General features: G+C 38.1%; 15 protein-coding genes and 1 tRNA gene. 9 read left to right on the top strand and 7 right to left on the bottom strand.

Features of this window, described 5'->3' with window-relative positions:
• Nucleotides 1-22: 22 nt before the first annotated feature.
• Together ACMWL8_RS03460 and ACMWL8_RS03455 are read right to left on the bottom strand one after the other, a co-directional pair.
• Entirely contained in the window at nucleotides 23-1,063 is a 1,041-nt protein-coding gene (locus tag ACMWL8_RS03460; RefSeq protein ID WP_063615966.1) for a helix-turn-helix domain-containing protein, read from the bottom strand.
• A gap of 12 nt (nucleotides 1,064-1,075) precedes the next feature.
• Nucleotides 1,076-1,744 (bottom strand): hypothetical protein, encoded by a 669-nt coding sequence (locus ACMWL8_RS03455; protein ID WP_016240049.1) that lies wholly within the window; start codon nucleotides 1,742-1,744, stop codon nucleotides 1,076-1,078.
• Between the two features lie 329 nt (nucleotides 1,745-2,073).
• On the opposite strand from ACMWL8_RS03455, the gene ACMWL8_RS03450 reads away from it, so the two are divergent.
• Both ACMWL8_RS03450 and ACMWL8_RS03445 read left to right on the top strand, forming a co-directional pair.
• Nucleotides 2,074-2,274, top strand: coding sequence for a hypothetical protein (locus ACMWL8_RS03450; protein ID WP_016240050.1), 201 nt, complete (start codon nucleotides 2,074-2,076; stop codon nucleotides 2,272-2,274).
• A gap of 21 nt (nucleotides 2,275-2,295) precedes the next feature.
• A complete protein-coding gene (locus tag ACMWL8_RS03445; protein ID WP_016240051.1) occupies nucleotides 2,296-2,799 on the top strand; it encodes a hypothetical protein in 504 nt (167 codons plus the stop codon).
• Nucleotides 2,800-2,825: 26 nt separating this feature from the next.
• On the opposite strand, the gene mobQ is transcribed toward ACMWL8_RS03445, so the two are convergent.
• The gene (gene mobQ, locus ACMWL8_RS03440) at nucleotides 2,826-4,337 is read right to left on the bottom strand and encodes a MobQ family relaxase (protein ID WP_200920541.1); all 1,512 of its coding nucleotides are present in this window, start codon (nucleotides 4,335-4,337) and stop codon (nucleotides 2,826-2,828) included.
• Between the two features lie 861 nt (nucleotides 4,338-5,198).
• Between mobQ and ACMWL8_RS03435 the strand changes: the two genes are divergently transcribed.
• The 6 genes from ACMWL8_RS03435 to ACMWL8_RS03410 all read left to right on the top strand — a co-directional run bounded on the left by ACMWL8_RS03435 (nucleotide 5,199) and on the right by ACMWL8_RS03410 (nucleotide 10,677).
• Nucleotides 5,199-5,681, top strand: a complete 483-nt coding sequence (locus ACMWL8_RS03435) for a hypothetical protein (RefSeq protein WP_023157160.1) — start codon at nucleotides 5,199-5,201, stop codon at nucleotides 5,679-5,681.
• Nucleotides 5,682-6,621: 940 nt separating this feature from the next.
• Nucleotides 6,622-7,131 (top strand): hypothetical protein, encoded by a 510-nt coding sequence (locus tag ACMWL8_RS03430; protein ID WP_001548709.1) that lies wholly within the window; start codon nucleotides 6,622-6,624, stop codon nucleotides 7,129-7,131.
• A gap of 26 nt (nucleotides 7,132-7,157) precedes the next feature.
• Nucleotides 7,158-7,679 carry a hypothetical protein gene (locus tag ACMWL8_RS03425; protein ID WP_414751548.1) on the top strand — a complete coding sequence of 174 codons (522 nt, stop codon included), beginning with the start codon at nucleotides 7,158-7,160 and terminating at the stop codon, nucleotides 7,677-7,679.
• Nucleotides 7,680-7,762: 83 nt separating this feature from the next.
• Nucleotides 7,763-8,086 (top strand): conjugal transfer protein TraD, encoded by a 324-nt coding sequence (locus ACMWL8_RS03420; RefSeq protein WP_001548707.1) that lies wholly within the window; start codon nucleotides 7,763-7,765, stop codon nucleotides 8,084-8,086.
• Nucleotides 8,087-8,421: 335 nt separating this feature from the next.
• Nucleotides 8,422-8,985, top strand: coding sequence for a type 4 pilus major pilin (locus ACMWL8_RS03415; protein ID WP_071845384.1), 564 nt, complete (start codon nucleotides 8,422-8,424; stop codon nucleotides 8,983-8,985).
• Nucleotides 8,986-9,141: 156 nt separating this feature from the next.
• Entirely contained in the window at nucleotides 9,142-10,677 is a 1,536-nt protein-coding gene (locus ACMWL8_RS03410) for a prepilin cleavage protein (RefSeq protein WP_369702024.1), read from the top strand.
• A 126-nt stretch (nucleotides 10,678-10,803) separates the two neighbouring features.
• On the opposite strand, the gene ACMWL8_RS03405 is transcribed toward ACMWL8_RS03410, so the two are convergent.
• Nucleotides 10,804-13,764 (bottom strand): type III restriction-modification system endonuclease, encoded by a 2,961-nt coding sequence (locus tag ACMWL8_RS03405; protein WP_414751547.1) that lies wholly within the window; start codon nucleotides 13,762-13,764, stop codon nucleotides 10,804-10,806.
• 9 nt (nucleotides 13,765-13,773) lie between these two features.
• Complete coding sequence (locus ACMWL8_RS03400; RefSeq protein ID WP_047730336.1) at nucleotides 13,774-15,675, bottom strand: site-specific DNA-methyltransferase; 1,902 nt, start codon at nucleotides 15,673-15,675, stop codon at nucleotides 13,774-13,776.
• Nucleotides 15,676-15,869: 194 nt separating this feature from the next.
• On the opposite strand from ACMWL8_RS03400, the gene ACMWL8_RS03395 reads away from it, so the two are divergent.
• Complete coding sequence (locus tag ACMWL8_RS03395; RefSeq protein WP_369702073.1) at nucleotides 15,870-17,258, top strand: SpnT protein; 1,389 nt, start codon at nucleotides 15,870-15,872, stop codon at nucleotides 17,256-17,258.
• Nucleotides 17,259-17,304: 46 nt separating this feature from the next.
• On the opposite strand, the gene ACMWL8_RS03390 is transcribed toward ACMWL8_RS03395, so the two are convergent.
• Together ACMWL8_RS03390 and ACMWL8_RS03385 are read right to left on the bottom strand one after the other, a co-directional pair.
• Nucleotides 17,305-18,579 carry a tyrosine-type recombinase/integrase gene (locus tag ACMWL8_RS03390; protein ID WP_001554195.1) on the bottom strand — a complete coding sequence of 425 codons (1,275 nt, stop codon included), beginning with the start codon at nucleotides 18,577-18,579 and terminating at the stop codon, nucleotides 17,305-17,307.
• A 180-nt stretch (nucleotides 18,580-18,759) separates the two neighbouring features.
• Nucleotides 18,760-18,835 (bottom strand) — tRNA-Asn (locus ACMWL8_RS03385).
• Nucleotides 18,836-18,884 lie beyond the last annotated feature (49 nt).

The raw sequence follows: 18,884 nt of genomic DNA, 5'->3' as shown, positions 1-18,884 counted from the left end.
TAGCCTCACTTCATTTGAACATTCAGATACTTTGAATCAAACCAAATCTGAACAACAGATTAGAAAGCTCCCCTACAGGGATATTTAGCTGGCGAGAAATCACCGGTAAGGTTATACCATCATCAGCTAGGGCGTCGAGTAATGAGTCAATGATCATAGATCTTTCTCGCTCCATTACTTGATCCTCTCTCAATCTAAACCCACGTGCAGAAGCTTCTCTTACAAGATTATTATATTGCCAAGTAGTTAATGCTCCCGCTTGCCTCATACGGTAAATAAGAGCAAAGGTAGATACTTTCCAGTTATGACGAAGTTGAAGCACGGCATCTAAAGATGGATTGCGCATTTTTGCAGCTAGAATATTCTCTTTTGGCATTAAAAACGCTGAAGCAAATTCATTAGCCTCAATTTCAATATCCTTGCCTTGAGGTGTTCCATGTTTATGCAGAACCAAATGCCCCAGTTCATGAGCTGCATCAAATCTACTTCGTTCAGCAGTTTTTTGGTTGTTCAGAAATACATATGCCTTTCCTGCTTTCCAAAACGAATAAGCATCAACATCCGCTGTATTTTCTGATAATGAAAATACTTTAATCCCATTCATTTCTAACAAATGAACCATGTTAGAAATGCTTTTACTGCCAAGTTTCCAGTAATCACGAAGTGCTCGTGCAGCTGATTCAGGTGTTTCGCCTCTTAAATCAATTAGGTTGAGTTCTGGTAATTTAAAATACTGTTCAAAATAGTCACTAACAATCAATCCGAGTTGACCTGCACCAATTGCTGCACCTTCCTGTGCAGATGTCATTTTCTTCAGAGAACGAAAAGATACTGTAGAAGGATCAATTGATTCAATATCTTCACCGAAGAAAAAATCGGCAGGATATTTTAAAACATCTACAAATGAAGCTATAGTTTGCTCAGATGGCTCATATAGGCAATAATCTTTCTCATAATCAACGATCATTCTCAAAGAAAGCCCTGCTTTTTTTGCTAAGGCTGTCATTGTTAATCCTCTTCTTGTCCTTGCAAGTTTAAGGCGCGAAGGGTTAAATTTTGCCATGTGATATCCGAACTACTCGTTTCTAATAACTGTGAACGCAGGGGTTTCGTTAAACTCTTCTTTAAGAGGGATAACTTTATTAACAAACGGAATCGCTTCGAAAATGTATCGTTCCTTCCATGAAGCTATTCGCGTTTTACCAGCAGAATTGCTCATTCCATCGGGAATGGATAATTCATAGCGCACTTCTTTATTACCATAATCGAAAAAGTAAAGGAGAACAAAGTTGATCATCGAATCAACAGGTTCTGATGCGACAATGGGAGAAATCCCTTTTTCAGGATTAAACAATTCAAAGTTTTCACCGACCAGAACTTCAGTAGCAGCCCCTTTAGGGTTTTTGCTCTTGGGATTCCCATCTAAAAGACCAGTGTACTTGTCGCCACTCATAACGAGAATATTTAACCCTTTATCCTTGTTATGAGTCAGGTTTAACCCGCTAACAAATGAAAAGCTCCATTCTTCACTATCAGTAAGCAATTCACGGCGCAAGCCACGAATAACCGCTCCCCAAGCACGAGACCCCGGATCTGTTTTAGCATCTAGATCAGTACTTTGTCTGATCTCCAGAAGACCATCTTCTATAGCTGCTTGAAGTGCATACTCGCTAATCCCATATTTAGAAACATTGGCAATTGCCTCATCACCAAAAACTACCTTACGCTGCATTTGATTGTTCATACGGTTCTCGCATCACTCGTCACTTCCTGATTTTATACCTAAAATTAGGGGGTAAATCAAGAAGTGAACTGATGATTTTTACAGTATCTATGTGTAAAGACTAAGAGCCTATCCTATTAGCCTATTTAATTGGTCATTTTGAAGCGAGGTGGTGCTTAAAATCCTTACGTACTACCTGTACGCTCCGGGATTGAAGCGTTGTTTGTGCTTAAACTGCCTGCAACAATTACGCCTAGCCTAATGGATAGGCTCTTAGTAGGAAACTGTATAAATAATTGACAAAAAGAGATTTTTGGCTTAAATTTATTTAAGAGTGATAGGAGGTTATTATGTTGAGTTTAAAGCCTAAAGAACATGAAATGCTTCTCAAGCGTGGTGAGCACATTGACGAATCGGACCTGATCAAAGCACCTGTTTGTGATGGCACAAGAGAAGAGCGTTTACAGTCTCTTCTAGAGTGGCAACGTCAGGTTGCAAAAACAGTTCTTGGTGAAGAGCAAGAGGCTACCCCTCACCTTTTTTATAAATAATCTATTATACGTTAATTTACTATGCCTGCTATCGTTTATTATCATCCTGATTTTATTAGTGGTAATTATAGAGGAGAGAAATTTTGTGATTTCTCACTCTTGACTAATGATCTTACTTCTAATTGCGAAGCTGGTCTTTTAACACTATTTGTTCTTGATGTAGAAGATGGAAAACTTCTTCGAGGGAAAAATAAGCCGTCTTGGACTGATACTAATGGTGATGAAATATCAATCCTTATAGGATATAAAGCAGGCGGTCATTGGCATTATCATATTGGACCATATGATCCTAACTCAACATCTACCCAAGCCAAGATCCGTGATTTAAATATATCTGGGGCAACATCTGCAGCAGTTATTCATTACAGATGGTATGACCCTACAACTAAGAAAAAGCTAATAATACTATCTTTTGGTCCGAAACACCGTAAATTTCCCAAAACCAGAGAGTTGCCTAATCATTTGACTTCTCGGGGTGGGCTTATCAGCTTTGGTAAACTAATCAAAGCTATAACTGATAAATGATATTATAGTTTCATTCTGTTATAGCTCTACGAATCTCTACTTCGTAATCCCGGTGGCCTGAACTTTGGATAGCTATCCTTTCCCATCTGCTCAAGTGGTACAGACGGGGTGAGATTCTCACTTTGATTGTGTTCTGCCTGATCCTGCTTAAGACGGCTTGGGAAACGTCGAATCTCATCAGGTGTTGGTTTATAGTCATCTTGGTTAAACTTGGCTTTTTTCTCATATTCAGTGCGAGAGATATGACGGCCTAATACCTCGTCAAAGACGTAGTTTTCAGCAATACGTTTATCATGTTCCTCATTGATAATATCAACTTTGGTTTTGTTTACTTTAGCCCATACGAACTTCTGCTTGAAAAAATCTATGACAAGAGTTGTGAAACGTTTAAAAATATTATCCTGACGTGGAGTAGTCTTATGCTTTCTTGCACGGTCAGGGGCGCTTCTGGATGCCCTGTTTGGGTTTTGAGAGGTGGATGTTTTCAGAATAGTATTTGTTCCAGAACCAGAAATACTGACTGATGGTTTCTTACCTGCAACGACCTTACTGACTTTTGTTTTATCACGGTAAGATTTAACGCCACGCATACGAATATGAGGAGCTGGTGCAACCAAAACAGGTCTTTGATTCTCATCAGTAGAAGAGCCGGAGTGTGTTTCAGGTAATACGATTTGTTCTGGTTCAGCAAGATGTGTAATCGTGAAGCTTCTGACATCAACGACGATTTCAAGATCAAGTTCACTGAATGTTTTGTAGACTTCAACAGCTTCTTGTTTAGCAGCGTCACGAACAGCCTGTTCTGCGGCTCTTTGCTCCTGAGCAGCCTTACTACGCCATTTGGCACTGTGGATACGTTTCATTGCAGGGCGATTTGTTTCAGCGGCCTTGGCAAGCCATAACGCTTTTTCTTCATTATCTAAAGCTACCGCCGCTTTTTCTAATGCCTCTTCATGCTGGGCCTGAAGAGAACGATGGTCAATACGTTCTGACGAACCAGCGGCAGCAAGGTAGCTGTTAGCCATAGCTGACCATGATTCACGCCATAAAACAGACATTTTTCTGTCGTTCCAGCTTCTTTCTTTTTTACCAAAACCTTCCGGGCCTATGGTTTTTAAGGTCAACATAACGTGAGCATGAGGGTTATCACTATCAAGATCATGGAAAGCGATGTCAGCAATCATTCCTTTATCAACGAAATTTTTCTGACAATACTCAAGGACAAGTCTTTTCTTGCCGTCATTGTTTAACTCGGCAGGAATAGCAACATCGAAATAACGGGATGTTTGACCATTGTTCTGGCGCTCAACTCTTTCAACTTCATTCCACAATGCTGTAGAGTCTTTTACGATGTGTTCTGGTGCGTTAGATGGAGCTAATATGAAATGCCCATATAAATCAGTACGGCGACTGTAATCATACGTATCACCTGTTCTTTCATCTGTTATACGTGTACGAGCATGATAGGCAGCCTTCGCAACGGAAGACCTGCCTTCTGAACGTTTCACAATTTTAAAATCAAGATGAAAAATAGCCATACAATAAAAACAACCTCAATATAAGTTTAAATAACAAACCAAAATATAACTCTCCAATGCGACTATGCTGGTTTTAGTTTTTCGCAAGAAAAACTCTGGTGTTGACGTTGACCTTGTTTCCGAAGGAAACGGTGTTAGCCTGCGGCAGGCAACCGTCGGTAGACCCCACACACTGCGTAGCAGTGTATAGGTGGGCATTGCTTTATTTTTATATCTCCTAACGGAGCTAAAAATAACGACAATGTTTAAAGTTTTTCTATACTTAAATAATAACTCTAGTTTTATAGGCTGTGAAATTTACAGGGCTAGATTCGGATGAACGGCTGAGGTATTACACGAATCTTAATGATTATGGTTTTAGAGAGCGCCCGTAAGGGCAAAAGTAGTTTAATTAGTCTCCCGCCGTAGGCGGGAACGTGAATTTTATTAAAATTGAGTTGAAAATCTTTAGTTGATAACTGAAATTCCTAAAATAACAGACTCTTTTATGTGCTGCACAAATCACAGCTTAGTTATGAGAAATAGAATGGATATTAACAGGTTAAATGAAAAGCACTAATATGTAAAAATAAGTAACGCGGAGAGGTCTGGTTTTGAAAGCTAGGTGGATTTTACATATCATGTTTTTAAATTTCATTATTTCCAATATTCCATCACTTTTAGTTTAATTGGTCTAACCTGTTTTATGTGAGTGAGCGCTAGCAAGGTATGAGAATAAAACCCATGATTGGAACAAACCATCATTAATAGGGCAAGCCCTATTCAGCATAGTGATTGTTTATGACAATCACGAAGTGCTGTTTTTGACAAAAGCAAATAAATATAAGAAGAGTATTATCTATTTAGCTGAGGGTGGATAAGATGAGTGAATATAATTCAAATAATAATGAGAAGAAAAACAAAAAACAACTTGAACATATTAATCTATGCATTACACGAGATTTTTATTTTTATGGTAAGTTTTACGATGAGCTAAAAGGTATCATCAAATCATATAATGATGAGATAATGGAAATCAAAAGCGATATAGGCGAAAAAATATCTTTAAGTCTTTTGTGTGATCATGGTGATAACATTAATAGCGAAATAAAAGAGGTGATGGATGATGCTGATATATCATTTAAAACTGTGACTGAACGTTTCAGAGAGAGTGTTTTGGAAAAAATGATTAATTGGCTAGATAGTGGGAGGATTGTGCATTCTGACGTTCCGATGATTATTACAATTTTTCAACAGGAAGTTTATGGGTTCAATTTTAGAAAATTAAAAATAAGATCATATATAAATGACGGGTTAATTAAGAAGTTCGGTAAAAGTATTGATCATGGGATGGTTAAATGGTAGAAGGCTCAGGCTGCGAAAAAGAGAATATGATTGGCTATAGCTCAATACATAATAATTTGAAAGCTATGTGTGGAAAATATTTTATTGATTATTATTTGACAAATAAAAAATGTCGATGTAAATAAAATGAAGATACAAAAAAAGCCAACTTATCAAAGTTGACTTTTTAAGGACTAAAAAAGTTTTGCCGACTTTTGAAGCCTTGTAATCAGTTAAGAGACAACGTGATTACAAATATAATAAAGTATTAAATAATCTTTTCATATTTGTCAAATCTAAATCGCAACTTTTTTACAAGCCTTTCAAATACCATTTCCAAAAACATTTTAGTTCTCGAAAGCAATAACGTTAAAACCTGCTGTATCAGGTCTAAGAATCTTTGGACATCATGTGTTAAAAACTGTTTTGTTCTTAGGTTATTGTAGGTGGCATATAAACGGGGGGAAGTCGGTAGCCACCAACTTGAAGCGTTCATCTAAAATCTATAAAGCGGTAGTATAATTTTCTTTAGTAAAACGAGAAAATGCTTTAAATGATCATGATGTATCCGTAGGAGTCCGATGGGGTGTCCCAGTAATGGAAACGTGCTGGAACTCAATAGCTACGGTGAGAATCGCCAACCTGCGAACCTAAAAAAATATTACAATAGTATTTTTTACGGGGGGTTAGGGGGGTGAAGCTTGCAGAAAAACTAAGTTTTCCTGACGGAAAACTACTACGACTGAAAGTCGCTATCTAAAACCCAGAACCTAATCTAATAAAATTCTAGTACTACTAGTACAAAAAAATAATTTTAAAAATATCAGTAGGTAGGTGCCATTTCATCAAGGCACTAACGAAAGATAAGTAGGCTTATAAATTAAATATGGTGCATGGATTAATTTGAGTTTTTTGTTTTTTAATTGTATTAATTAAAAAATATAAATAAAAAGGTAATGATATGGAAAGTAAAACAAAAAAACTAAGAATGGGATGGATACAAAATCTTACTGAGAATGAAAAAAAGATAATAGATGATTTTCTGGAAGAAGCCACTAAGTTAAAAGGTAAAGCACTAAATAAAAAAGAAAAACAAACTGTCAAATTTATTGCTCGTGATCAAGTCCGCTCGATTAGAAAAGAGCAAAAATCAAAAAAACAAAAGAAGAGTAAAGTTGATATGGAAAAAAAAGAAGATGAAACAATTAATACCATATCAAATAATGCGGATGAGCAAGGAAGATTAAAGATACTATCAGCTAAAGAAAGAGATTTTATCAATAATGCCATATATGAAGAAATGAAAATTAAAGGTAGAAAGCTTGTAAAATGTGAAATGAAAGAAGTTTTAAAAATCGCTCGAAAAAAGATCCTCAACAATCGTATATCTTGTCAGATCAAAAAAGAAAGAGACAAAGAACGTCATGCAGTAGTGTTTGAGTGGAAAAGACCAGAAACCTTCCGTCGTTAATCGGATATAATAATAGTGAGGGATATATGAATAAAACTAAAACCAAAACAAAAAACTTGAAAGAAAGTGAGTTTATAAGATATATAGAAAACAATCCTGTTGTCTCAACGGCTTTGTGCGAAAAATATGGAATATCTACTGAAACAATTGCCTATGCTTTATATGTTCACAGCAATAGTTTTTTTCTTAAAAACGACTACGTTCAGGATGACATTCACTATGATATAGTTAAAAATAATTTAATAATAATAAAGCCCACGCTCAAACAATATTATAGAAGAACAAGGCAAGTGGATTATAACGGATGTACTTTTTTATCAGGCATTAAAGAATGTCAAGACTATTGTATTTTGTTGACGCTTTGCTGCTATCATTGGATAGCTGATGTATTTACTGTCTATGATCATAGTGAAGGGAGCCAATTTGTTGTTGATGTTGCCAATGATCTTCTGAAAAGGAGTATAGATCATTTTTCAGTAGAGCATGAAAATGTTATCAACTGCTTTAACATTTTAAAAGAAAAGTTCCCATCGTATAAAAAGAAATAATAATCCAATTTTTCAAATATCCTCATTGACTAACATATATATAAGAAATATATATGTATCATGGAACTATAAGAGGATAGAAAATGAGTGATATTTCAGATAAAGAGCAAACCAGAAAGAAACCACGAATAAAAAAGACACTGGAGCAGCAATTAGCATCTGCTCAGATGCGTTTAAATCGTTTGCAATATAAGTCTAAGAAAGAAGCTAAACAGATAGAGACACGTCAGAAAATAATTTTAGGGGCTGAAGTTGCCAAGGCTCTTGATTGTGATGTTTTTACGGTGGATAAGGATCTTGTTTTAGGTATGCTACTAGAGATACCCCACCTACATCCAGATGATAAAGAAAGATTTAAAAGAAACGGAATGTTATTTCTGGCTAGTATGAAAGGCCGAAAAACTTAATGGAATATAGAAGTCATTGTATAAGTATAAAATGTTATATGTATTCAACTTTCATTGAATTAAATTTGACATTATTTTATATTAATTGTATTTCATTTTATCATCACAGATGAATAACTCCATATTCAAATCTTGTAAGCTGTGGTGGTATTTAATAAAGTCATGGGGGTATCCTCCCGATAAAGCGACCGTAAGTGAACACGGTCTTTTTATTTTCTGTTAAGTAATCCGCTTATCGGCTACTTTGTATATAATATTTTTTAAGTGGTTGCGTTTATTTTTAAATTTATTATTTTCTTTATATCATTTTATTAAACAATGGAGATATAAAGGAAATGAAAAATACAGTATTAATTAAAAAAATAAAAAGTAAAAAAGGTTTCTCACTTTTAGAACTATTACTTGTTCTTGGTATTATCGCAGCGCTAGTGGTAGCAGCATTTATCGTATATCCTAAAGTGCAAGCATCACAACGTTCACAAGCTGAGAGTAATAACATCGCAACAATCCAAGCTGGTGTTAAAGCCCTTTATACTTCCGCTTCAAGCTTTACTGGTTTGAATAACTCAGTAGCAGTTCAAGCGAAGATCTTCCCTGACAACATGTTAAGCGGTTCAGGTAACTCTGCAACACCAATCAACGCATTCAAAGGTGCTGTAACATTAGGTGTAGCTAACACTGGTCCATCATCAGCAGCAGGTTCTTCTTTCACAATTACTTATGATAACGTACCAGCAGCAGAATGTACTAAGATCATGACAGCAACAGCAGGTAACTTCTACATTGCTCAAGTAGGCTCTACAACTGTTAAACCAGCAGGTGGAACGCTTGACGTAGCGGCAACAGCAGGTGCTTGTTCTGACGCTAACAGTAATACATTGATCTTCACTTCTATTTAACAACAATGTTTTAATAAATTATTTTTTTTGGCTCCTTATTTAAAGGGGCCTTTTTTATCATTTATTGGTTTTTATTCTTCTATATATAGTTCTTCTTTCATCTTGATTTTTGTTTGTTATTTGATAATTAATTAATACGTGAAAATAAAAAGGACGATGAAAATGAAAAAAGGATTCTCTTTACTAGAATTAACTCTTGTTTTAGGTGTTGGGACGATGGTGGCTTTTATGAAGTTTCAGGATATGAAAAATGAACAGGAGAGTATAATGGCTTCTACTGTCGGTCAACAAATGAAACAGATCGGTGAAGCAGTTAATGGCTATATAAATATCCGTTATGATAAATTATCAACCTTATCCAATGCTGCCGGAACAGGAACCGATCCGGGTCCAAGAACCTGTTCAGGTTCAGTATGTGAAATTACTTACCAGACATTGATTAACGAAGGTTTACTACCTTCAGCCTATACAGGCACTAATGCTAATAAATCCTCGTATAAAATCATATTAAAACGAGATGGAACTTCACCTAACTATGTTATTAATGGTCTTATAACGACATCGACGGCATGGATTGAAGGCGGAAAAACACGTTATGATTTATTAGGGAAAGCCATGCAAACAGCGGGTATTGATAGCGGAATGACCAGAACTACATCAAATGCTTTTGGTTATGGTGGTCAATGGTCAGAAACTTCTGCCAATTTCAATAATATTACCTCTGCAGGGCAATTAGCTTTCCGTGTAGGATTTAATAGCGCGTTATATTCTATCTATCTCCGTAGAGATGGAACCTTACCCATGACCGGAAACCTTAATATGGGTGGTCAAAGCGTTTATAATGCTCAGAATATAACTGCGAATGGAACAACTACAACAGGAATATTAAAAACTAATGCTGCTGCTACAGTTGGAACAACATTAAATGTAGCAGGCGTAACTACTTTAAGATCTGATTTAAATGTTCATGGAAATGGACAAATATATGGTAATTTAAACTCAAGTAATACCGTTTCTGGAAAAACTGTAATATCTCGTGGCGATACCTATACTCAAAACTGGTTCAGAATATTAGGTGATGGAGGTCTTTATTTCGAGAAATATGGGGGAAGATTAACCATGCTAGATGATAACACTATAAGTGCTGGAGAATCTAACCTTAAAACTAATTCTGTATTATATGCAACTGAAATTTCTTCTGGTAATATAAATTCTGCTGGAACAGTAACTGCTGAAAGAGTAGATGTTGTTGATTACGTATGGGCATCAAGAAAGATCAGCTCTAACTATGTTTATTCTACTGGCAATCTTGATGCTGATGGTCAAATAAACGCTAATACATTTGTTTATATAAATGGAAAAGCGAATGTAGGATGGGGATGTTCTCCTAATGGATTACAGGGAAGAACGTCAGAAGGGGCTATTTTATCTTGTGTTAATGGTGTATGGAGAGGATCAACAGGAAGTCCAGTAATAAGAACAGCATCTGCCTCTGCTTATCGTTTCCCCGAAGCTGTTGCTTCTTGCGCTGGTTCAGAAAAAGTTGTAGGTGGAGGCGGTCAATGTAATACAGCAGAAGGATATGTTTGGTTAACGGTCTCCAGACCTAATGGTGATAACAGTTGGTATGCAGGATGTGATACAACTAAAAATATTACAGCTACTATAACTGTTTATGCTATATGCCAATAATATTAAAAACTAAACAAATGTAATAAAAATTAAATAAACAAGATTTCTATTAACTCACTGAATCTATTAAGCACGGATATTCTTATGATTTTTTAAATGGCCTCCTGAAAGGCCATTTTATATAGTTTAGAGGCTACCCATTATTTCTGTAAGATCTGTAGCTCTAACATATTTTGCTGCATTACTCTGTTCTTCTTTTAGGGCACTAAAATGCGCAGTTCCACAGGCTATCTTCGCATCTTCTTCATGACCAAGACCAATGTGTTTACTTTTTGTCTCTACAACAAAGTAAATATGTTCTTCACCATTGTCTTCAATAACTAAGGCCCAGTCAGGATTGTAGGTTCCCAGTGGAGTCGGTATTTTAAACCAACCGGGAAGCTTCACATAAAGCTTAACTTCATCCTGTTCTTCGAGTTCCTGAGCGAAACGGCCTTCGACTTCAGAATCTTCAGGAACGTATTCGTAAACTGACTTAGACGAGGTTTCAAAAAGATTACGGGCATATCCTGTTAGCTCTTTATCCATAAAGAGACTTTGCGCATACACCTCGCCTTTTAGTGGATAATATTTAATACCATCAACAATTGACAGGCGTTTGCAGTAGTTGATTCGGCCTATAGCTTCACTGATAAACTGCTGTGGATTTTTAGCAAAATCAGCGAGTCTTCCACTCTCTTTAAGGATGGTGCATAAACTGCGTCTTGTCAGGCCCGTTTTTTCCTGTAGAACACCAAGAACATCTGGCAGTGGCTGTTCTTCAACATCAATAACAGAGCTTGTCGTTCCCTTTGACTGAGCTTCAACACCAAGACCTGACTGGCTATGTTTTATTGTGGCTTTACTGAAACTGACCATTGCTTTTGCTACAGGCTGCATTTCAGAAAGTGATTTCGTACAGGATTTAATCAATAAATCTTCATCAAATGCCAGACGATACAATGTTTTTTGACTAATGCGCTGCCATAACGCTTCAAATTCCGGGCTGTTTAAGACCTCTTTCCGGTATTTGATTACTTTACGCTCATCAGCATTATTTATATTGAGTCGTCCTGATGATTTACGCAGGATAGATTCAATTTGCTCCTGAAGGGGAAGGAACTTTTCGCTAACAGTAAAAGTGCCATCGAAAAGAGTCTCTTTCAGTGTTTTGGTGATTTTCCCGGTTTTTTCCAGATAACCTTCAGCATGTAGTTCAGACCATACCTCCTGTGAAGCCATGATACCTACAACTTGTGAGGAATCAGAGAAGATCAGATGGGCAAACGCATCTTTTTCGACGATGCCAAAACGGATGCCTGTTTCATTCTCAATTTCAGACTGTAAGCGCTCAGCGTAGGCTTGATAATTTTCACTGGCAACGACGGTCAGAATGTTAATGCTGTCATCCCGGACACGCTCACCATCTTGGTTAACACACAGGCGAAGACCACGGCCTAAAGTCTGGCGGCGTTCTCGTTCACTTCCCATCTCTCGAAGGCTACAGATCTGGAACACATTGGGATTATCCCAGCCTTCTTTCAAAGCAGAGTGTGAAAAAATAAACCTCACCGGATTCGAGAAACTCAAAAGCTTCTCTTTATTTTTCATGATGAGGTTATAACCACGTTCAGCATTTTCACGGCCTGTATTATTGCTTTCGCTTGTTTCAGCCCACGCACCTTTTTTATCAATGGAGAAATAACCATCATGAACGTCTTTAGCATGTTCTGGATGAGAAGGGAGTAAATCTTTATATGCAGGGCTTTTGATTGCTTTAAGATATTCTTCTTCAAAGATGCGGGCATATTCACCCGGTTCACGTAGTCCTTCTTCAGTGAACTGACGGTAGAAATCAACCTTATCGATGAAAAACAGGGTAAGAACCTTGATTTGCTGAGTATTCAGGCGAAGTTCTTTATCCAGATGTTCACGGATTGTACGTCTAATCATATGACGCTGGATGAGCATAGGGTCAATATCACCCACGACATCACCGACTTTCATATAGTAGGTATCAGAAGGTGCTTCGAGTGTAAGATAACCCTCTTTGCCAGTTCGGATCTCGCTTATCCGATAACCCTGATAAATATCACGTCCTGTTTCGACATCGAGTGTCATACCGTCATATACGGTAATCTCTGAACGATTTACGTTCCCTTTTTTATCGGCTATATCAATAAGAACAGTACCACTGATAACATTTTTCTTACTATTAATACTGACCAGTTTCACATAAGGACTGTTGCTTGCATTCTGGACTTCAAGCCCGGCAACCTCGATCTGTTTGACCAGTTTTTGGTTGTAAGCATCAATGGCATCAAGGCGGTACACCATATGATGTTTATGAATATGTGTTGCTGAATAGCGTAAGGTGAACATAGGGTGCATAGCATCAAGTGCGGTTTTACCCGCACCGTTCAAGCCACCATCAACACTTTGCGGTTCATCGACAATGATAATTGGACGTGTAGCACGGATTAAATCAATGGGCTTATCCAGATCGTCCACAGTTGTTTTTTCACTGGACTGATAGAGCTTGTTAACATCTTTTTTGTTAATCGCACCCACCGTCATTACCATGATCTGCATAACAGAACTGGTTGCAAAATTTCGAACATCCGCAGGTTTTGCCGAATCATAAAGATAGTATTCGTATGGGATACCCGCAAACAGGCTTTTAAAATGTTCTTCAGTGATTTGTAGTGTTTTATAAACGCCTTCCTTGATAGCAACTGAAGGAACAACAATAATAAATTTACTCATGCCGTAGCGTTTGTTCAACTCAAGCATGGTGCGAAGGTAAACATACGTTTTACCTGTCCCTGTTTCCATTTCGACAGTAAAATCATGGCTGTCGAGCACAGGTGAAGGTGGAAGCTGGTTTTTTAACTGAACATTGTTTAAGTTTTTCAGCAGAACATCATCTTCGGGTATTTGTGGGTTAACAGGCATTGAACCCGTTGCGCCTTCAAATGAGAGTGCACCCTGAGCTGGGGCCAGCACAGTCATTTCGCTTTCCCATTTCTCTTGCCCTTCAAACAAATCACAGACCGAAGTTATGGCGTTTTGCTGATAGGTAAGGTCAGATTCAAAATGTAGTTTCATCTCATTCCCTTACAGGCTGTGCAGGTTAGTCAGGCCATGTTGTTCCAGAATGGCGCAAAGATTTGTTTTAGCAACGTTATTTTCAAATGCGTCATCAAGGAAATAGCAGACCGTATCTTTGCCAGCTTTTAAACTCTTATGCCAGTCAATGATCCCTTTGGTTAGTGCCTCAACAGAAGAGGCAGGGATTTGACGGGTAAAGCAGGTAAACAATTTTCCACCGTCAACACAAGAAACGGTTAATCCATCAAACTGACGGGTTTCAATGTTAACACTCAAGTCAATGCCACGCTTTAGCATTAACTCTGTGAGCAAATCTTCTTCACTACGGCCTTCAAGGATTGGGCTTACATAGGCATCAATCTGTTCTGAAAGGGTTTCTGCTGTGGCTTCCCACGGACGGATATTAGATGTATCGAGTTTAAACACACGAAAACCGGTATCTCCATTCCAGTCTGGATTAATTGCTTTAACCTTATTACCTGCACGGCGGAGGCGTTCTTTCGTTAATTCAGATAGATACAATGGCTTATCAAGCTCTTCGCAGAAGTAGATTGCAGAAAGATCTTCCTTATTGCTTTTAGATAGTGTTTCAGGGAGTTGAACCAGAATGAACTTTCTATCTTGTTTATCCGTCTCGTTCAATTCGTACACTGCTTGCCCTGTAGTACCACTTCCCGCAAAAAAATCCATGATAATATCATTTTCTTTGGTCGCTATTTGTACAATCCGCTGTAGCAACCTCACGGGTTTTGGATTAGGAAATGGTGAACGTGTGCTATCAAATAGTTCTGCTAACTGTTTTGTACCTTCATCTGTGTGCCCAACATGCTCAAATCCCCAAAGAGTTTGTGGAGGAATAGTGTCTCTCACCTCTGAGCGAAATCTTTTTAGTCGCGGCTTGTTATTACCATCTTCGCCAAACCATATTCTGTTATCAGAAATTAACTCTTCAATTTTATCCTTGTTAAATCTCCAACTACTACCAGCGGGAGGATAATGTTCCATCCCCGAGGGGGATGTGATACCAAAAACTGCATAATCTCTGACTTCAGTTCTGAGAAGATTATCTGAAGCCCATACACCCCTAGGGTCATTATCTAAATTCTTGTATGTTGATTCTTGTTGCTTACTTCTTGGTAAGCCGAGTATTTTTGATTGGTCTGATTTTTTGTAGCAAAGAATATAGTCATGTGACTCTGAAAAGTTTTTTGAATCTGCTTTTGTGCTATATTTTTTTTGCCAAATAACATTGGCAACAAAATTTTCTTGCCCAAAAATATCATCGCACATTAATTTCAAGTTATTGACTTCATTGTCATCAATGCTTAAAAATATAAACCCATCCTCTTTGAGAAGATTTCTTGCAAGTTTAATACGTGGATACATCATATTCAACCAGTCTGTGTGATAACGCCCACTGGTTTCTGAATTAGAACTTACACGCACGCCATCTTCTGTTTGCCCAGTAATCTCCAGATAATTTTTCATATTATCTTGGAAGTTATCAGGATAGACAAAATCTTTACCGGTATTGTAAGGTGGATCAATATAAATAAGCTTAACTTTTCCGGCATAACTTTTTTGAAGAAGCTTTAACACTTCAAGGTTATCACCCTCGATCATGAGGTTCTTGGTGTTATCCCAATCAACGCTTTCATCTTTACATGGGCGTAAGGTGCCACGGGAAGGGGTAAGAGCAAGCTGACGAGCCTGACGCTTACCATGCCAGTTCAGGCCATAGCGTTCTTCTTTGTCGTCTACATTTTCACCCAAAAGCTGCTTTAAAACCTCAAAATCAACACTGTCTTCATTAAAAGCTTCAGGAAACAATGATTTAAGTTTGGTGATGTTATCGGCAGTGATATTCATTGATTGCAGTTCGGGCATTTCAGGCGAAAGTTTGTTCATTGACCATTCCACGTATCTGTATCAGGTTACTGTGTGATGGGGGATATTTTACGGTAAATAGTGCATTTCATCAATGAACAGTGTGCTACAGATTTCTTTTTAAATCATTATGTTAATGCATTTATTGAATATCCTGTCCTTGTATTAGTACAATTAGCTTTTATGCGTCTACCAAACATTATCAGGATGTGATGATGGCTAAACTGAACAAGAAACAACTTGCTTTACTCAAGGAAATGCCTGCCGATCAACTCATGCAAATAATTTGTGATATTGCAGAGAATAATGGTCAGGCAAAATCCTTTATTATTAATAAATATCTGTTAACTCCAGAAGAATCACTGAAAAAGGCTGAGGCTGAATACAAAAGGGTAATTAAAACAAAACGCTTTTATGATTATTATGAAGCAGCGGTTTTTTTTGAGGGGCTATACAGGAATGTCATATTTCCACTTGAAAAGACGGTATCAACGCTGCCTGAAAAAACCGAGGCGTTTTGCCATGATTTACTGCTCTCATTTGATAAAATCAGCGAAATTGCTGATACATCAGATGGATCATGGATGGACTATTATAATGGTGCTGTCGAAACATGGTTAAAATCCCTGTCCCTACAAAAAGATAAAAGCATTGATGTTATAGCGGATAAAATACTTTCCGTGCTTAAAGGTGATGTATATTTTAACTTTGATATTTTTGATAAGTATAAAAAAGAGCTTGGATACAATGTTATTCGTGCTTTAAGGGAAAGTCTTCTTAAGACAGGTGATGTTAATTATGCTGTTGAGTTAAGTCTGTATATCAGGGATGTTGATTTCATCAGGCAATGCTTTGAGAAAAGAAAACTGAACCAGCCAGAATACATCATTAAGTTTGCTGAGTTGCTGGTTGATGAACTGTGCACTGAGGAAGCCATTCAGGTTCTCAATAAAATCAAAGAAGATAAATCAGTTGATCAGGCAGGGCTTCGTGATAAATGGACTGAGGTGTTGGCTCTGGCGTTGATTGAAGAAGGCGAGATTCAGCAGGCAAAAACAATTTGTATAGACGGATTTAAGAACAGGTGTGATGTTATTTTTTATAATATCTATAATCGGGTGGAGAAAAATAATGACTCACTGGATTTGTTCTCTGGCATAGCAAAGAAAAAAGGCTTTCCGTTTGTTATTCTTTTCTTGTCCGGGACGGATAGTTATGGAAAACTTGATTCTGAAGTCATGAATGCGAGTGAAAATGAAATCGCAGAGATGATGTCTTTATTACGCGGTTCTTTTGTTCGTACTTTATCGAGTGAACTTTACAGGCATGGTTATGCATGTTCTGCAACTCTGCTCCGTAGAGTTCTGGCAGAGGACAGTATCAGTCGTTCTCAGAGTAAATACTACACCTATGCAGCATCTGATATGAAAAAAAGCATTGATTACAGTAAAGATATTACATGGACTGAAAAAATCCCTTCTACAGAAGAGTATTTAAAATCCCTGTTTATTGAGCACAAAAGAAAATACGCACTCTGGGAAATAATGCTGGAAAAAATCGCTGGTTTAGTGATAGAGAAAGATTCAGTATCATATTCAGCATAGAGTGTAATTAAGCATGAAGTTGAAAGGCCGCGAACGGCCTTTCCCTTTATTTATTTGTAGCAAACTCAAACGGCCTTACCATACCGTTTCTGCTTGCATCAAGGTAGTCAGCCCACCATTGGAGCATCAGGCGACGTTGCTCAAGATGTTTTGCCTTGTGGGTATAAGCAGCACGGACGCTGTTACTTTCCTTATGGCTCATTTGAAGCTCTACAGCGTCTTCTGACCATAGGCCGGACTCAATTAAGGCACTACAGGCCAGAGTGCGGAAACCGTGTCCACAGATGTCCTGCTTCGTGTTATATCCCATATTACGCAGGGCTTTGTTGATGGTGTTTTCACTCATGGGTTTAAACGAGTCATAACAGCCAGTGAAGATTAATCCATCATCATGGCCTTCTTCATAAGTCAGTTGTCGGATCTCTTTTAGTATCCTCATAGCTTGCTTACAAAGGGGAACGAAGTGCTTACGCTTCATTTTGGCACCACGAGTCGAATGTTTGACGTTTTCAATTGCTTCACGCTGTTCGGGTATCACCCATAACTTACTTTTGAAATCAATTTCAGACCAGCGAGCGAAACGCAGCTCACTGGAACGAATGAAAATCATCAGATTGAGCTGTATTGCCAGTATGGTTAACCTGCGGCCTTTGTATTCGGCAATTTTGTTCAGTAGCTGGGGTATTTCTTCCAGCTCAAGTGCAGGGCGGTGTTCAGTTTGTGGTTTCTGAACTGCACCTTCCATATCATAGGCTGGGTTATGGCGTATCAGCTTTTGCTGGACGGCATGACGTAGGATCGCGGTAATGTATTGTTGAATGCGCATGGCAACTTCAAGATAACCAAGAGCCTCAACTTTTTTCACCGGAACCAGCAGATCACCCGTATCCAGTTCGGCAACATCTTTGTCACCGATTACCGGGAAGACATAAGTTTCAAGGCGCTTCCATACGGCATCACCATAATCATCAGACCATTTTGTTTTCGTGGAGAACCACGCTTTGGCTACTGTTCTGAAGGAGCGTGTATTATCACGTTTGGCTTTAAGCTCTTTAACCTCTGCCTGTTTCTTTGCATTAGGGTCAATACCCTGAGCCAGAAGCCTTCTGGCCTCGTCACGGCGTTGTCTTGCGTCAGAAAGAGAAACAGCAGGGTAAACACCGATAGAGAAAAGTTTTTGCTTCCCTTCGAAACGGTAGGCCATTTGCCAGTATTTCGAACCTTTAGGGGTAACACGAAGGAACATACCAAAGCCATCAGTCAGCTTGTATTCCTTCTCAAGGGGTTTTGCATTTTTTGCTTTAATATCAGTCAGTGACATGAACACGCCCCCTCGTTTGTTGGTAAAAGGGAAATCGAACCAGCATTACCAGCATTTTTACCATCAAAATGATATGGCTTCGAGTGGTTTTTAGTGAACGAGGGTGAACGACTGAGAGGGGATAACCAATTGATAGAAATGCAGAAAGCAGACGTCAGTGAACGTCTGCTTCCCTTAAATTGGCTCCTCTGACTGGACTCGAACCAGTGACATACGGATTAACAGTCCGCCGTTCTACCGACTGAACTACAGAGGAATCGTGTGAACGGGGCGCATATTATCGATGCTCCCCGATGATGTCAAAG

Source organism: Enterobacter sp. 04-C-12-SI-ECC (genome assembly GCF_047530715.1).
Classification (GTDB): domain Bacteria; phylum Pseudomonadota; class Gammaproteobacteria; order Enterobacterales; family Enterobacteriaceae; genus Enterobacter; species Enterobacter bugandensis.
This window is presented reverse-complemented; position numbering and strand designations above follow the sequence as displayed.

Excerpts from the sequence above, each read along its gene's own strand:
- ACMWL8_RS03395 (WP_369702073.1), top strand. The coding sequence starts at position 15,870 with ATGGCTAAACTGAACAAGAAACAACTTGCTTTACTCAAGGAAATGCCT.
- ACMWL8_RS03390 (WP_001554195.1), bottom strand. The coding sequence starts at position 18,579 with ATGTCACTGACTGATATTAAAGCAAAAAATGCAAAACCCCTTGAGAAG.
- ACMWL8_RS03455 (WP_016240049.1), bottom strand. The coding sequence starts at position 1,744 with ATGAACAATCAAATGCAGCGTAAGGTAGTTTTTGGTGATGAGGCAATT.
- ACMWL8_RS03425 (WP_414751548.1), top strand. The coding sequence starts at position 7,158 with ATGAATAAAACTAAAACCAAAACAAAAAACTTGAAAGAAAGTGAGTTT.
- ACMWL8_RS03420 (WP_001548707.1), top strand. The coding sequence starts at position 7,763 with ATGAGTGATATTTCAGATAAAGAGCAAACCAGAAAGAAACCACGAATA.
- ACMWL8_RS03410 (WP_369702024.1), top strand. The coding sequence starts at position 9,142 with ATGAAAATGAAAAAAGGATTCTCTTTACTAGAATTAACTCTTGTTTTA.
- ACMWL8_RS03400 (WP_047730336.1), bottom strand. The coding sequence starts at position 15,675 with ATGAACAAACTTTCGCCTGAAATGCCCGAACTGCAATCAATGAATATC.
- ACMWL8_RS03445 (WP_016240051.1), top strand. The coding sequence starts at position 2,296 with ATGCCTGCTATCGTTTATTATCATCCTGATTTTATTAGTGGTAATTAT.
- ACMWL8_RS03435 (WP_023157160.1), top strand. The coding sequence starts at position 5,199 with ATGAGTGAATATAATTCAAATAATAATGAGAAGAAAAACAAAAAACAA.
- mobQ (WP_200920541.1), bottom strand. The coding sequence starts at position 4,337 with ATGGCTATTTTTCATCTTGATTTTAAAATTGTGAAACGTTCAGAAGGC.
- ACMWL8_RS03450 (WP_016240050.1), top strand. The coding sequence starts at position 2,074 with ATGTTGAGTTTAAAGCCTAAAGAACATGAAATGCTTCTCAAGCGTGGT.
- ACMWL8_RS03415 (WP_071845384.1), top strand. The coding sequence starts at position 8,422 with ATGAAAAATACAGTATTAATTAAAAAAATAAAAAGTAAAAAAGGTTTC.
- ACMWL8_RS03460 (WP_063615966.1), bottom strand. The coding sequence starts at position 1,063 with ATGGCAAAATTTAACCCTTCGCGCCTTAAACTTGCAAGGACAAGAAGA.
- ACMWL8_RS03430 (WP_001548709.1), top strand. The coding sequence starts at position 6,622 with ATGGAAAGTAAAACAAAAAAACTAAGAATGGGATGGATACAAAATCTT.
- ACMWL8_RS03405 (WP_414751547.1), bottom strand. The coding sequence starts at position 13,764 with ATGAAACTACATTTTGAATCTGACCTTACCTATCAGCAAAACGCCATA.